This window comes from Rhizobium sp. L1K21 (assembly GCF_024055895.1).
Taxonomy (GTDB): domain Bacteria; phylum Pseudomonadota; class Alphaproteobacteria; order Rhizobiales; family Rhizobiaceae; genus Ensifer_A.
In genome coordinates, this window is the sequence record NZ_JAMXLE010000001.1 from 440,858 (window position 1) to 454,734 (window position 13,877).

Consider the following 13,877-nt stretch of genomic DNA (forward strand, 5'->3'; position numbering starts at 1 on the left):
TACATGAATCCGTTCCCGGAGTTTTGAATGCAGTCTCCCAAACTGGGTGCAAACCTTGTTGCCGGTGGCACACAATTCGGCGTGTGGTCCCACCATGCCGAACAGATTGAACTTTGCCTTTTTGAGGCCGATGGCGTGACGGAGAAAATGCGGGTCTCCATGCTGCGTGGTCCAGACGACGTGCATCGTGCCTTCGTGAAGGGGCTGGAAGCCGGTGCGCTTTATGGCTTTCGTGCGCATGGTGAATTCAACAAGGAACAGGGCCTGTGGTTCGACCCGTCCAAGCTGCTGGTTGACCCCTATGCCAAAGAGCTGGACCGCGCCTTTGTGCAGGATCCCCGATTGGGTCAATTTGGTGAGGATACCGCCGACATTGTGCCGAAGGCGCGTGTGGTGGCCGATGTGCCGGTAGAGGCACGGCCGCCTCTTTATGAGCCCGGTGGATTGATCTACGAGGTCGCCGTCAAGCCGTTCACTATCCTGCATCCGGAGGTGCCAGTTGCGCTGCGCGGCACGGTGGCGGCGCTTGGCACGCCGCCTGTTCTGGCGCATCTGAAGCGGTTGGGGGTTTCGGCGGTCGAGCTGATGCCGATTGTTGCCTGGATCGACGAACGCCACCTGCCGCCGCTCAATCTTGCCAATGGCTGGGGCTATAATCCCGTCAGCTTCATGGCGCTTGATCCGCGCATTTGCCCCGGTGGCGTCGAGGAGCTGCGCCAGACGGTGGAGGTTCTGCACTCGGAAGGCATTGGCGTCATTCTGGATCTGGTTTTCAACCATACCGGTGAGAGCGATGTTCACGGGTCGACGCTCAGCCTGCGAGGGCTTGATAATCGCGCCTACTACCGGCACATGCCCGACGCGCGCGATGTGATTGTCAACGATACGGGCTGCGGCAACACGGTGGCCTGCGATCATCCGATTGCCGGTGGGCTGGTGATCGATACGCTGGATCACTTTGTCAGCCATGCCGGTGTGGATGGTTTTCGCTTTGACCTCGCCACCGTTCTGGGACGCGAGGAAGATGGCGGTTACAGCCCGGATGCGGCCCTTTTCAAAGCGATTGAACGCCATCCGCGCCTTGCTGACCGGGTGATGATCGCCGAACCGTGGGACATTGGTCCTGGAGGCTATCAGCTTGGCAATTTTCCCGATACCTATCTCGAATGGAACGACCGGGCGCGTGACGACATGCGTCGCTTCTGGCGCGGGGATACGTATATGACCGGCGCATTTGCGTCCGCGCTTGCCGGTTCGTCGCAGATTTTTGGCCGCTATGGTGGCAAACATACGCGTTCGGTGAACTTTCTGGCGGCCCATGACGGGTTCACGCTGATGGACCTCGTTTCACATGCCCACAAGCATAATGAGGCCAATGGTGAGGAAAACCGCGACGGGCATAATGAAAACCACTCCTGGAACAATGGGGTTGAGGGTGCGAGCGCCGATCTTGATGTTCAGGCAGCACGAAGGCGCGATATCAAGGCGCTGCTTTCCACGCTTTTTGTCACACGCGGTGCGGTGATGCTGACGGCGGGCGATGAAGGTGGACGCAGCCAGCGCGGCAATAACAATGCCTATTGTCAGGACAATGAAATCACCTGGGTCGACTGGAACGAGATGGACGAGGAACTGGTGCTGCATACCGCAGGACTTGCGGCTCTGCGGCGGCGCTTTTCCGTCTTTTCCGAAAACGGCTTCTTTACCGGCGAGGACGGCGATGTGGTCTGGCTTTCAGCCACGGGTCACGAGATGACCATTCCGCAATGGGAGGCGGAGGACAATCCTGTTTTGTCGATGGTCTTGAAAACGCGTGATCTGGAGAGTGGGGGCGATTGCCGACTGGCCGTTCTCTTCAACCGCGGTCACGAACCCGTTGAGTTTGTGCTTCCCGAGCCGCGCGACAAATGGCAGAGCGCGGATGGGGCAGAACTGAGCGATGTCATTGAGGTTGCCGAGCGTTCGGTCGTGTTTGCTGTCAGTGGCTGAGAACTGACGCTACCGAGATATATCCGGATTGGCGGAGGGCATTGAGCGCAGCGCGCTGACCGGGCCTCTGCGTTTCCATGTCCGGGCAGTGTCTGACCTGCCGCAGATTTTCGATGAGCGCGGCAGGCAGGCCATGTTCGAGCGCGCCTGCCATGATGAGGGCGACATACCAGTCGAACGGGACAAGGCCGGGCAGAATATCGCGCGCGATATAGGTGCTGCAGGTCAGTTCATCGTCACTACCGGCAAGCATCACCTTGAAATCATCATGGCGGTGATAGCCCGGACCTTCAGCCTGATCGAGAAAGAGGCGTTCTTCGTTTTTGATTGCAAAGACCACGCCCGGCTGGCTTTGTGCCGTTTGCGGGACCAGCGTTGCCTTGCCTGAGAGGTCCATGCCGCGTTTGGCAAAGGCAAGGCCGAAGCCGGGCGCATGTGCAGCGCCCACAACCCTCGCGGACGGACAGCGTGCCGCCAGACGCGCTGTCAACATATTGGAACCATAGGCAAAATAGAGAAATTCAGACATGGCTTTGTCGCTTTGACATTTTCAGGCTAAAAGCTTTGGTGATTTGAAAGTAGATATACCGGATTGCCCATGTCACGCGAAATTTCCCTTGCTGAACTGCCATCGATCGTCGGAACCCAGATCGGGACTTCGGATTGGTTCGTTGTCGATCAGAAGCGGATCGACCTTTTTGCCGATGCGACCGATGATCACCAGTTCATCCATGTTGATCCCGAAAAAGCAGCCGAAACGCCATTTGGCGGCACGATTGCGCATGGGTTTCTGTCGCTCTCGATGCTGTCTGCGATGAACTATAGCGGCACGCCACGCATTCGCGAACAGCTGATGGGGATCAATTACGGTTTCGACAAGGTGCGGTTTATGGCGCCGGTCAAGGCGGGCAAGCGGGTGCGCGGGCATTTTACCGTTGCCGATGTGCGTTTTCGCGGTGCCAATATGGTCATGCTGACCTATCAGGTGTCCGTGGAAATCGAAGGCGAGACGAAACCCGCCCTCACTGCGGAATGGCTGACCATTTCGCAGTTCGACCCGAAGGACAAGCCTGAGGTTTGATTAGCGCCAGCCGAGAGCGGGTGCCACGTGTTTGAGGATTTGCTCGATCACATGGGCGTTGTAGGCAACGCCAAGCTGGTTCGGCACGGTCAGTAACAGCGTGTCTGCTTCCTGAATGCCTTCATCGTCGGCAAGCTGCTTGACGAGCTCTTCCGGTTCTGCGGCATAGGAGCGGCCGAAAATAGCGCGCGTGCTCTCATCCAGATAGCCGACGCTGTCCTGCTCCTTATTGCCGCGACCAAAATAGAGCCGGTCCTGGTCATTGGTGATGGCAAAGATAGACCGGCTGACGGAGACGCGCGGTGTGCGGGTGTGGCCTGCTTCTTTCCAGGCTTCACGGTAAGCGCGAATCTGTTTTGCTTGCTGAATGTGGAAGGCTTCACCGGTTTCGTCGTTTTTGAGCGTTGAACTCTGCAGGTTCATGCCGAGCTGCGCAGCCCAGATCGCGGTCGCATCGGAACCGGCACCCCACCAAATGCGGTCGCGCAGGGTTTCCGAAACCGGCTCCAGCCGCAACAGGCCGGGCGGATTGGGAAACATCGGGCGTGGGTTGGGACGGGCGAAACCTTCGCCTTTCAACAGTTCGAAGAAGACCTCGCCGTGACGGCGGCCCATGGTGGCGTCATCTTCGCCTTCCGGCGGATTATAACCGAAATAGCGATAGCCTTCGATAACCTGTTCAGGCGAGCCGCGGCTGATACCAAGCTGCAGGCGTCCACCGGAAATGAGGTCGGCAGCACTTGCATCTTCCACCATGTAGAAGGGGTTTTCATAGCGCATATCGATGACGCCGGTGCCGATCTCTATTTTGCTGGTTTTTGCACCGATGGCTGCAAGCAAGGGGAAGGGCGAGGCAAGCTGGCGGGCAAAATGGTGCACGCGGAAATAGGCGCCATCCGCGCCAAGCTCTTCTGCTGCAACAGCCAGATCGATCGACTGCAACAGCGTGTCGCTGGCCGAGCGCGTACCCGATTGCGGTGAGGGGCTCCAATGCCCGAAAGAGAGAAAGCCGATCTTTTTCATCTATGCGATACCCGGTTGACTGCGATTGCTTCACACAGCAAGTGGTGCGTGTAAAGGCTCTATCAAGCGGGTGGGCCGTTGAACGGTGTGTTCAGTTTTTGGCCGAGATAATGGTCGGGGTTGGAGATCGGACACACAAAGAGCATGTTTTTGCCATGCAATTGCGCTTCCCGGCGTGGCGGGCTGGTGCTATCGGGTTGTTATCGATTTTATCCCGGAAACTTCGCTTATGCCGATTGCCGCTTTTTTGACGCCGTTGATGCTCGTTGTCTCGAATATTTTCATGACATTTGCCTGGTATGGGCATCTCAAACACAAGCACTCGCTTTTGTTCATGGCCATCCTGACAAGCTGGGGCATTGCGTTCTTCGAATATTGTCTCGCTGTTCCGGCCAATAGGATCGGCAGCGACTATTATTCCACCGCACAGTTGAAGACCATACAGGAGGTGATTACACTTCTGGTGTTTTCCGGGTTTTCGGTGTTCTGGCTGAAGGAAAGCATCACGGTGAACCATGTGATCGGCTTTGCGCTGATTGCGCTGGGTGCAGCCTTCGTTTTCAAGGCCTGAAAGCAAAAATCCCGCCGTCTGCTGAGAGCGGCGGGATCGATTAAGTCAACATGGGCTGCCAGTCAGGCAGACGCATCCATGGCACCTTCTGCCAGCATGCCGAGCGCGTAAGGTGCAAAGGAGCGCCAGCATTCCACGCGGAATGTATCTTCAGAGGAGCGGTAGAGCACGATCTCGATCTTGGCGAGCAGGGTGCGGGTGCAGGCCCCGACCGGAAAGCTCTTCAGCGAAAGATCGAGCGGGCAGCCGCCGTTGATGGCATCTGCCGCGCCTGGGCCGCTGATGATGATTGCGGTGTTGCGATGCGACACATCGGTTGCGGAATGGGGTGCGGAAACGGTGGCGCAAAGCGCCATCAGATCAGCTCCGTTCTGATCGATGATCAGCCACTCGTCCGGGCCGAGCCAAAGGGCCATCCGACCGTTCTTGCTCTCCGATGTTTTCGGCTGCGTGGGAAGGCCGAGATCAAGCGCGGACGAGAGTGCTGCAAGAGCCTCCTCGCCGGCGCGCAGCGAAATGCGGCTTGCTTCGGGTGCAGGTGTGACGCTGGCCGCAGCACTGCCTGTGCGGGTTGCCGGGAGCGGTTTTGTGCGGATCGCCTCAGACATTGATGCGGCTTCCTTCCTTGTCAACGAAGACCGTGTCGGTGACTTCCACGGCGATTGTTTCTTTTTCCATCGGGATATAGAGCGTTTCGCCCTTGCGCTTGTGGCCATCGACGACCACGGCAAGTGCAATGGAAGAACCGAGATGTTCTGACCAGTAAGACGAGGTGACGTGGCCGATCATGGTCATGGGCTTGGCCTGATTGGGGTCTGCAACGATCTGCGCACCTTCTTCCAGAACCACCTTCGGATTGCGTGTCTTCAAGCCGACCAACTGCTTGCGCCCTTCGGCAACAAGGTCAGGACGTTTCAGGCCGCGGATACCGACGAAATCGGTTTTCTTTTTCGAAACCGTCCAGCCAAGGCCTGCATCGTAGGGCGTGACGGTGCCGTCCGTATCCTGGCCGACGATGATATAACCCTTTTCGGCGCGCAAGACGTGCATCGTCTCCGTGCCGTAGGCGCAGCCGCCGGCTGCTTCCACGCGCTCGTAGAGCGCATCCCAAAGGGCGGGACCGAAGTCAGCTGGGACGTTGATTTCGTAGCCCAGTTCACCGGCAAAGGTCATGCGGAAGAGACGGGCGGGAACGCCGCCCAGTACCTTGCATTCCACCACGCTCATGAAGGGCAGGCCTTCATTGGAAATATCCTGATCGTCAACGATTGGCGCGATGACTTCGCGGGCTTTTGGACCCTGAATGGCAACAGTTGCCCATTGTTCGGACGTGGAGGTGAGCCAGACCTTCAGATGCGGGAATTCCGTCTGCAGATAGTCTTCCATGTGCTGGAGGACGCGCGGTGCACCGCCGGTGGTGGTGGTGACGTGGAAACGGTCTTCGGCCAGACGTCCGACAACGCCGTCGTCATAGATGAAGCCGTCTTCACGCAGCATGATGCCGTATTTCGCACGGCCGGGTTTCAGCGAGTCCCATGCATTGGTGTACATGAGATCGAGGAACTTGGCGGCATCCGGGCCCACCACTTCAATCTTGCCGAGGGTGGAGGCATCGAACATGCCGACCGTTTCGCGAACGGTCTTGCACTCGCGGTTGACGGCCGCATGCATGTCTTCGCCCGCACGCGGGAAGAACCATGCGCGCTTCCACTGACCAACATCTTCGAAGACAGCGCCGAGTGCGGCTTCCTGATCGTGCATCGGGGTCTTGCGGGTTGGATCAAACAGCGATCCACGCGCGTGGTTGATGATCGTGCCGAAGGTGACCGGAGTATAAGGTGCGCGGAAGGTGGTGAGGCCCACTTCCGGGATATCCTTGCCCAGTGCTTCAGCAGCAATTGCCAGACCATGCATGTTGGACAGCTTGCCCTGGTCGGAGGCCATGCCATTCGTGGTGAAGCGCTTGATGTGTTCAATCGAGCGCATGCCTTCACGCACGGCCAGGCGGATATCCTTGGCGCAAACGTCGTTCTGGAAGTCGATGAAGGCCTTGGCCACCGTATCGGGGCCTGCACCTTCGGATGCGCCAACCATGCCGCCGGTCCATTCGAATGCGGTTTCGGTGTTGAGGCTCAGCTTTTCGGCGTCTGCGGCGGCGCCTGCTGCGCGCGCCATCAGTTCGCCTGCACCAAGGGCTTCCTCAACCGTGTTGGCAAGGCCGTCGGTTCCGTTGCATGCGCCGACTGCGAGGCAGTCCTGTGCATGGGTGCCCGGGACGAAACGTGCATTGTCTGCATCCCAGGTCAGCTTGCCGCGCGATTGGGAGAAGAGGTGGACGGAGGGCGTCCAGCCGGCCGACATGATGAGGGCGTCGATTTCGTATTTTGTCGTCGTCCCCTTGGTGCTGCGGCCAACCGTCATGGAGGTCACGCGCAGGCGGCCGGAGGTTTTGATCACCGCATGACCGGTCAGCACTTTGATGCCAAGTGCGGCCGCTTCTGCCATGACTGCGTCGCCAGGCTTTTCACGGGTGTCGACAATGGCCGGGATTTCGACGCCGGCGCGCTTGAGGTCGAAGGCGGCCTCGTAAGCTGAATCGTGGGCGGTGTAGACGCCGACCTTCTTGCCCACTGCAACGCCGTAGTGGTTGAGATAGGTGCGGGCGGCAGAGGCGAGCAGGATGCCCGGACGGTCGTTGCCGTCAAACACCATGTGCCGTTCGATGGCGCCGGTTGCCAGAATGACGCGCTTGGCGCGGACCTGCCACAGACGCTCGCGCGGTGCAGACTTTTCCACCATCGCCTGGTGGTCGGTGATGCGCTCGGTGAGGCTTATGAAATTCTGCGCATAATAACCGAACGCCGTCGTGCGGGTCAGCAGGCGGACATTGTCCATGGCGGCAAGCTTTTGCGCCGTCTTCTGGGCCCATTCAAAACCCGGCATGCCGTCAACGGTTGTGCCTGCTTCATAATGAAGTGCGCCACCGACTTCCGGCTGCTCGTCACAGATGATGACGCTGGCGCCGGTCTGTGCGGCGGCCAATGCTGCCGAGAGACCGGCAATGCCAGCGCCCACGATCAGAACGTCGCAATGGGCATAGCGGTTGGCATAATGATCGGTGTCGGCTTCCTTCGGCGCGACACCGAGGCCGGCGGCTGCGCGGATGAAGGGCTCGTAGACATGCTTCCAGGCAGCCTTTGGCCACATGAAGGTCTTGTAGTAGAAGCCGGCGGAGAAGAAGGGTGCGCCGAGATTGTTCACTGCGCCGATATCGTATTCCAGCGAGGGCCAGCGGTTCTGCGAATTGGTCTTCAGACCTTCGAAGATTTCCTGCACCGTGGCGCGCACGTTCGGCTGTTCGCGGGTTGCGTCGCGGGCGACATTGATCAGCGCATTCGGCTCTTCGGAACCGGCGGAGATCGGACCGCGCGGGCGGTGATATTTGAACGACCGGCCCATGAGGTGGACGCCGTGGGCCAAAAGTGCGGAGGCGACCGTGTCGCCTTCAAGCCCGGTGTAGAACTTTCCGTCGAAGGAAAAGCGCGCCTGGCGGGCCGGGGTGAGCCGGCCCTTGCCGGCAATGCGGTATGCGCCGCTCATTGGGATTCTCCAGACTCGAGGCCGAGTTCGGCAAGCGTCGGTTTGGGCTCGCCTGCCTTGTAGACCTTGATGAACTTGTCGGTGACGGTGTGGCGGGCCGCATTGAAGAAGCGACCGCAACCATGGGCGTGACGCCAGCGTTCGAAGGTGACACCCTTCTCGTTGGAGCGGATGAAGAAATAGGCTTCAAACTCTTCGTCGGAGATGTCCGCAATATTTGTCGGACGGGCGATATGGGCTTCGCCGCCGTGACGGAATTCGGTTTCCGGGCGCTCTTCCTGGCAATAGGGGCAGTGGATCAAAAGCATTTTGTTGCTTCCTTCGTTCTAATCAGTGCGCCACGGCTGCAGCTGCAGCCTCGTCGATCAGGCGGCCCGTACGGAACCGGTCGAGGGTGAAGGGGGCATTGGCCTTGTGCGGCTCGTCGCGCGCAATCGTATGTGCGAATGCGTGCGCGGAGCCCGGCGTTGCCTTGAAGCCGCCCGTACCCCAGCCACAGTTCACGAAAAGACCCGGAACCGGCGTCTTCGACAGGATCGGTGAGCGGTCCGGCGTCACGTCCACGATGCCGCCCCAGGAGCGCATCATCTTGACGCGGGTGAACATGGGGAAGAGTTCGCAGATGGCATCGAGCGTGTGGTTGATGATGTGCAGGCCGCCGGTCTGGGAATAGGAGGGGTACTGGTCGGTACCGGCACCGATCACCAGTTCGCCCTTGTCCGACTGCGAGATATAGGCGTGAACCGTGTTGGACATCACCACGCAGGGGAAGACCGGCTTCAGCGGTTCGGAAACCAGCGCCTGCAGCGGATAGGAGGTCAGCGGCATGCGAATGCCGGCCATTTCCATGACAACGGAGGTATTGCCGGCTGCAACGACGCCGATCTTCTTGGTGCCGATGTGACCTTTCGTGGTTTCAACGCCGGTGACTTCGCCGTTCGGGCCGCGGGTGATGCCGGTGACTTCGCAATTCTGGATGATGTGAACGCCGCGGTCGTTGGCTGCACGTGCATAACCCCAGGCAACCGCATCGTGGCGGGCGGTGCCGCCGGTGCGCTGCAATGCGCCGCCCATGATGGGATAACGCGACGTCTTGGAAATGTTCAGCGGTGGACAGAATTCCTTCGCCTGTTCCGGTGTCAGCCATTCATTGGGAATGCCGTTCAACCGGTTGGCGTGGATGTGGCGCTTGAAGCTTTGAACGTCGTGAACGTTGTGCGCAAGCATGAGAACGCCGCGTTCAGAATACATGACGTTGTAATTGAGGTCCTGCGACAGGCCATCCCACAGACGGTGCGCGTGGCCGTAAATGCCCGCACTTTCGTCGTAGAGATAGTTGGAGCGGATGATGGTGGTGTTACGGCCCGTGTTGCCGCCACCCAGCCAGCCTTTCTCGATCACGGCAACATTGGTGATGCCGTGTTCCTTGGCCAGATAATAGGCCGTGCCGAGGCCGTGGCCACCTGCACCAATGATGATCACATCATAGTCCTTGCGCGGTTCGGGGGAGGTCCATTGAGCCTCCCAGCCCTTATGCTGACGCATGGCTTCACGTGCGATGGCAAACGCTGAAAATTTCCGCATTTTCTCTTCCAGGTAAGAATGGAGCGACAGGTCGCTTTGTTGCGCCTTTTCCAGTAGAAAAAAGCAAATATCGGCGGCACGCAATTGCTCTTTTGCGACGCATTACCCTATCGGTTTCGACAAGGGACAGAATGTCTCAGTTGCAACCGGGTTTCGCAGGCCAGTTTTTCGCATTTTTGCCCCATCCCTGCTGGACTTTGAAGGACGCTTCTGCTAATTGAGCCGCCAATCGCGAGTCCTGTGGCTGCGCGAACGCAACGTATTGCTTCCAGTCGAGGGACTGGAAAAGCGCAACCAAAGTTTAAAGGAACGGGATTTAACGTGCAGGTACTTGTCCGCGACAACAATGTTGATCAGGCTCTCCGCGCTCTGAAGAAGAAGATGCAGCGCGAAGGTATTTTCCGCGAAATGAAGATGCGCGACTACTATGAGAAGCCGTCGCAGAAGCGCGCTCGCGAAAAGGCTGAAGCCATTCGGCGCGTGCGCAAGCTGGCTCGCAAGCGTCTTCAGCGCGAAGGTCTTGTCGGCGGACGCCCGGGCGCGCGTTAATTCGCCGTTATTTTGGCGTTATTGCTGTTTAACGAGGCGGTGGCGAGCTTGATCGCCGCCGCCTTTTCGTTTGTTGTGGGACGGACATCAATTGAGGAGCGCCTTTTATGAGATTGGCGCGAAGGGGACATTGCAAGTGACTTTGACGAATGACAACCGGACCTTTCACGGTAAAGCTCCTGCGCGCAAACGCTTTGGCGCTTATGCGTTGTTGATGGTTTCTGCCCTTGCAATGGCCGGCTGCTCGACCACGACCTCAAACGACATGATCCGAATCGATCGGGCCCAAGGCTCGGAAGAGAATATTGCATCACTGACGGCGGTGATTGCGGCCAACCCGAACGACCCGGAAGCCTATAACTCACGTGGCTCGGCCCTGGGCAAGGCTGGACGTTTTTCCGAAGCGCTTGATGATTTCAACCGTGCCATCCAGCTGAATCCGCGTTTCTACCAGGCCTATGCAAATCGCGCGCTGATCTACCGCAACCAGGGCAAGCCCGTGGAAGCGGCGAATGACTATACGCAGGCGATCCGTATCAATCCCAGTTACGACACGGCCTATATCGGTCGTGGCGACATCTACCGTCAGGCCGGGCGGCTTGACGAGGCCATGGGCGACTTCAATCGCGCCATCGCCCTCGACACAACAGACGGACGCGCCTATCACCGTCGCGGTCTGATTTACCAGAAGCTGAACCAGCACAATAAGGCGATCGACGATTTCTCCAGTGCGATCTCTCTGTCGTCGCGTTCGCCTGAGCCCTATAATGGGCGCGGAATATCCTATCTGGCGCTCGGCGATGACGACAACGCGTTTGCCGATTTCAACCACGCAATCGAGCTTGACGATTCAATGGCTGAATCCTGGGCCAACCAGGCGCTTGTCTATGAACGTCGTGGCGACATGCGGCGCGCCTACAAGTCGTATCAGCATGCGCTCAATCTGGACCGCAAATATCAGCCCGCCATTGATGGCGTGGCGCGCACGCGCGGGCAATAAGAGCGCTTCTCAGGCCGCCTGGCGAAGATACCGGCTGGGGTTCTGGCCGGTCATGCGCTTGAACATGGTGGTGAAGGCAGCTGTCGTTTCATAGCCAAGGTCCAGGGCGATCATCGTCACCTGTTCTCCGTCGGTGAGCTTGGATATGGCGGCCAGAATGCAGGCCTGCTGTCGCCATGTGGAAAAGCTCAAACCGGTTTCCTCCCTGAAAAGACGTGTGAATGTGCGTCGGCTGACGCCGATCTTTTCGGCCCAGCTGTCGATTTTGGCATCCTGCTGCGGCGCGCTCAAGAAGGACCGGCAAAGTGCGGCAAGCTTTTCGTACTGCGGCAGGGGCAGGCTGAAGGGCTTTTCCGGCAGGCGCGGAATTTCCTCGAGAATCAGGGCCAGTATGGCAGCGTCGCGGCTGGTCAGTTCGCCGGTCCTGGGCGCGCGAACGGCCTCGAGAATGAGGCTGCGCATGAGGTCTGTAAGGCCAACAACCCGGCTCGCTTCGGGCAGGGGAACACCAATGCCGGGCTTGACATAGATCGAGCGCATCGCGGTTGGCCCGCTCAGTTCTACGGAATGTTCGACACCGACAGGAATCCATAGCGCGTGATCCGGCGGCACGATCCACCGTCCCTGCGCGGTGGAGACCGCCGCCATGCCGTTCAGGATATAGATCAGCTGAGCGCGGTTGTGCCGATGGGTAGGGATGAAATCTGCTGTCTCGTAATCGTGCGCCTTTGCCACAACAGATCTCTCAGCCGTGTCCAGCCAGTGCAGGCTAATCTGGTGCTCGACCTGTTTCGTGCTTTGATCCGTCATTCGAATTCTGGCCCATTTAGGAAAATATTAGGCCAATTCACAGAAGCAGGCAAATTCTTTCGCCTCTATCTTGCGCGTGACAATATTCAATTCGCTATCCTGGAGTTCAAAAAATGGCGGAGATTACGAGTGATGGTGCGGCGCCGGCAGTGAGGACGACCGCCTTTGCGGTCATCGGCGCGGTCAGCTTTTGCCATCTGCTGAACGATATGATGCAGTCGCTTCTGGCGGGGATCTATCCCATCTTGAAGCAGGAATACGCGCTTGATTTCGGGCAGGTGGGTCTGATGACGCTGACCTTTCAGGTGACGGCGTCGCTGTTGCAGCCCTTGGTCGGCATCTACACCGACAAACGACCGCAGCCGCGGTCTCTGGCGATTTCCATGGGCTTTACCTTCTGCGGGCTCATCATGCTGGCTTTCGTTCATCGCTTTGAACTGATGCTGATCGCAAGCGCATTGATCGGTGTGGGATCATCGGTGTTTCATCCCGAATCAGCGCGCGTGGTGCGCATGGCGGCAGGCGAGCGGCCCGGTCTTGCACAATCGCTGTTTCAGGTCGGCGGCAATTTCGGCACATCGCTTGGGCCACTGCTGGCGGCGTTCATTGTGCTGCCCAATGGACAGAAAAGCGTTGCCTGGTTTTCGCTGGCGGCCTTTCTGGCCATGGTGGTGCTTTGGCAGGTGGGGAACTGGTATCTGCGCAATCGGAATTCGAAGGCAAAGCGCTCTTCGTCGCATGCGTTCGTGCCTCTGCCGCGCAAGAAGGCATTGATCGGTTTGAGCCTTCTTGGTGCGTTGATATTCTCCAAATACGTCTATCTCGCGAGCCTGACGAACTATTACACGTTCTATCTCATGCACAGTTTTGGGCTGGACATCAAAGATGCGCAGCTCATGCTCTTCCTGTTCCTTGGCGCTGTCGCGGCTGGAACGGTGCTCGGCGGGCCGATTGGAGATCGGGTGGGGCGCAAGGTGGTGATCTGGATTTCCGTGCTGGGCGTGCTTCCCTTCACGCTCATGCTGCCCTATGCCAGCCTTTTCTGGACCGGTTTGCTTTCGGTTGTCATCGGCGCAATGCTGGCCTCGGCTTTCCCGGCAATCATCGTTTTCGCGCAGGAACTGGCACCGAATAACGTGGGCCTTGTTTCGGGCTTTTTCTTTGGTTTTGCCTTTGGTGTGGGCGGCTTGGCTGCGGCGGCGCTGGGCGAGGTAGCAGATTGGAAGGGGATCGAATTCGTCTATCAGATCTGCTCGTTTCTGCCGGCAATCGGCATATTGGCGATGTTCCTGCCGGATCCGAAGCGCGTTCGCCAGCCGCTTTCGAGCGCCGAAGCCGGTTGAGCGAGCGTTGCTTTCGTCGTCACCAAAACAAAAGCCGGGTCGCTTTACGGCCCGGCTTTTTCAGTTTCATCTTCGCTTTTCGATCAGCGCAGCAGGTAAACACCGACAACACACAGCAGGAAAAAGAGAATGACGCTGGAAATCATGCCGGCGGCTGTGAAGAAACCTGCAGCCATGGAAATCAGCAGTGCGACGACGACAAGCGTGCCGTATTTGGTCGCATTGATGAAGCCGTTGTAGGATTTCTCGTGTTCGGCGTAGTCCATCGGGGCGCCAAGTTCTACGGGGCCGGACTGATGATTATGATCAGACATTGCGTTTCTCCCT

At 58.5% G+C, this 13,877-nt stretch carries 14 protein-coding genes; 6 read left to right on the forward strand and 8 right to left on the reverse strand.

The features are described from left to right. The first annotated feature begins 27 nt into the window (after positions 1-27). Positions 28-1,989 carry a glycogen debranching protein GlgX gene (gene glgX / locus NHF56_RS02000; RefSeq protein ID WP_252801102.1) on the forward strand — a complete coding sequence of 654 codons (1,962 nt, stop codon included), beginning with the start codon at positions 28-30 and terminating at the stop codon, positions 1,987-1,989. Here the strand turns inward: glgX and NHF56_RS02005 are convergent. Further along, positions 1,979-2,518 carry a gamma-glutamylcyclotransferase family protein gene (locus NHF56_RS02005; RefSeq protein ID WP_252801104.1) on the reverse strand — a complete coding sequence of 180 codons (540 nt, stop codon included), beginning with the start codon at positions 2,516-2,518 and terminating at the stop codon, positions 1,979-1,981. The genes glgX and NHF56_RS02005 overlap by 11 nt on opposite strands. A 69-nt stretch (positions 2,519-2,587) precedes the next feature. Between NHF56_RS02005 and NHF56_RS02010 the strand changes: the two genes are divergently transcribed. Next, a complete protein-coding gene (locus NHF56_RS02010; protein WP_252801106.1) occupies positions 2,588-3,070 on the forward strand; it encodes a MaoC family dehydratase in 483 nt (160 codons plus the stop codon). On the opposite strand, the gene NHF56_RS02015 is transcribed toward NHF56_RS02010, so the two are convergent. Next, the gene (locus NHF56_RS02015; protein WP_252801108.1) at positions 3,071-4,093 is read right to left on the reverse strand and encodes an LLM class flavin-dependent oxidoreductase; all 1,023 of its coding nucleotides are present in this window, start codon (positions 4,091-4,093) and stop codon (positions 3,071-3,073) included. It abuts the gene before it with no gap. A 229-nt stretch (positions 4,094-4,322) separates the two neighbouring features. On the opposite strand from NHF56_RS02015, the gene NHF56_RS02020 reads away from it, so the two are divergent. Further along, on the forward strand, positions 4,323-4,664 hold the full coding sequence (locus tag NHF56_RS02020) for a DMT family protein (RefSeq protein WP_252801110.1): 342 nt from the start codon (positions 4,323-4,325) through the stop codon (positions 4,662-4,664). A 62-nt stretch (positions 4,665-4,726) separates the two neighbouring features. Here the strand turns inward: NHF56_RS02020 and NHF56_RS02025 are convergent, their stop codons facing one another. From NHF56_RS02025 to NHF56_RS02040, 4 genes are read right to left on the reverse strand one after another with little or no spacing between them, the layout of a single operon-like run. Further along, on the reverse strand, positions 4,727-5,272 hold the full coding sequence (locus tag NHF56_RS02025; protein ID WP_252801112.1) for a sarcosine oxidase subunit gamma: 546 nt from the start codon (positions 5,270-5,272) through the stop codon (positions 4,727-4,729). Beyond that, complete coding sequence (locus tag NHF56_RS02030; protein ID WP_252801114.1) at positions 5,265-8,264, reverse strand: sarcosine oxidase subunit alpha; 3,000 nt, start codon at positions 8,262-8,264, stop codon at positions 5,265-5,267. Before NHF56_RS02030 ends, NHF56_RS02025 begins: the two co-directional genes overlap by 8 nt. After that, on the reverse strand, positions 8,261-8,572 hold the full coding sequence (locus NHF56_RS02035) for a sarcosine oxidase subunit delta (protein WP_252801116.1): 312 nt from the start codon (positions 8,570-8,572) through the stop codon (positions 8,261-8,263). The genes NHF56_RS02030 and NHF56_RS02035 overlap by 4 nt, the downstream gene beginning before the upstream one ends. Positions 8,573-8,594: 22 nt before the next feature. Next, positions 8,595-9,848 carry a sarcosine oxidase subunit beta family protein gene (locus tag NHF56_RS02040; protein ID WP_252801118.1) on the reverse strand — a complete coding sequence of 418 codons (1,254 nt, stop codon included), beginning with the start codon at positions 9,846-9,848 and terminating at the stop codon, positions 8,595-8,597. A 321-nt stretch (positions 9,849-10,169) separates the two neighbouring features. Between NHF56_RS02040 and rpsU the strand changes: the two genes are divergently transcribed. Next, a complete protein-coding gene (gene rpsU, locus NHF56_RS02045) occupies positions 10,170-10,397 on the forward strand; it encodes a 30S ribosomal protein S21 (protein ID WP_252801120.1) in 228 nt (75 codons plus the stop codon). 214 nt (positions 10,398-10,611) lie between these two features. Next, positions 10,612-11,397 (forward strand): tetratricopeptide repeat protein, encoded by a 786-nt coding sequence (locus tag NHF56_RS02050; RefSeq protein WP_252804803.1) that lies wholly within the window; start codon positions 10,612-10,614, stop codon positions 11,395-11,397. A 9-nt stretch (positions 11,398-11,406) separates the two neighbouring features. Here the strand turns inward: NHF56_RS02050 and NHF56_RS02055 are convergent, their stop codons facing one another. Beyond that, positions 11,407-12,207, reverse strand: coding sequence for a helix-turn-helix domain-containing protein (locus NHF56_RS02055; protein WP_252801123.1), 801 nt, complete (start codon positions 12,205-12,207; stop codon positions 11,407-11,409). A gap of 113 nt (positions 12,208-12,320) precedes the next feature. Between NHF56_RS02055 and NHF56_RS02060 the strand changes: the two genes are divergently transcribed. Next, positions 12,321-13,550, forward strand: a complete 1,230-nt coding sequence (locus NHF56_RS02060; protein WP_252801124.1) for an MFS transporter — start codon at positions 12,321-12,323, stop codon at positions 13,548-13,550. Between the two features lie 83 nt (positions 13,551-13,633). On the opposite strand, the gene NHF56_RS02065 is transcribed toward NHF56_RS02060, so the two are convergent. Continuing rightward, on the reverse strand, positions 13,634-13,864 hold the full coding sequence (locus NHF56_RS02065) for an aa3-type cytochrome c oxidase subunit IV (protein ID WP_252801126.1): 231 nt from the start codon (positions 13,862-13,864) through the stop codon (positions 13,634-13,636). Positions 13,865-13,877: the final 13 nt, after the last annotated feature.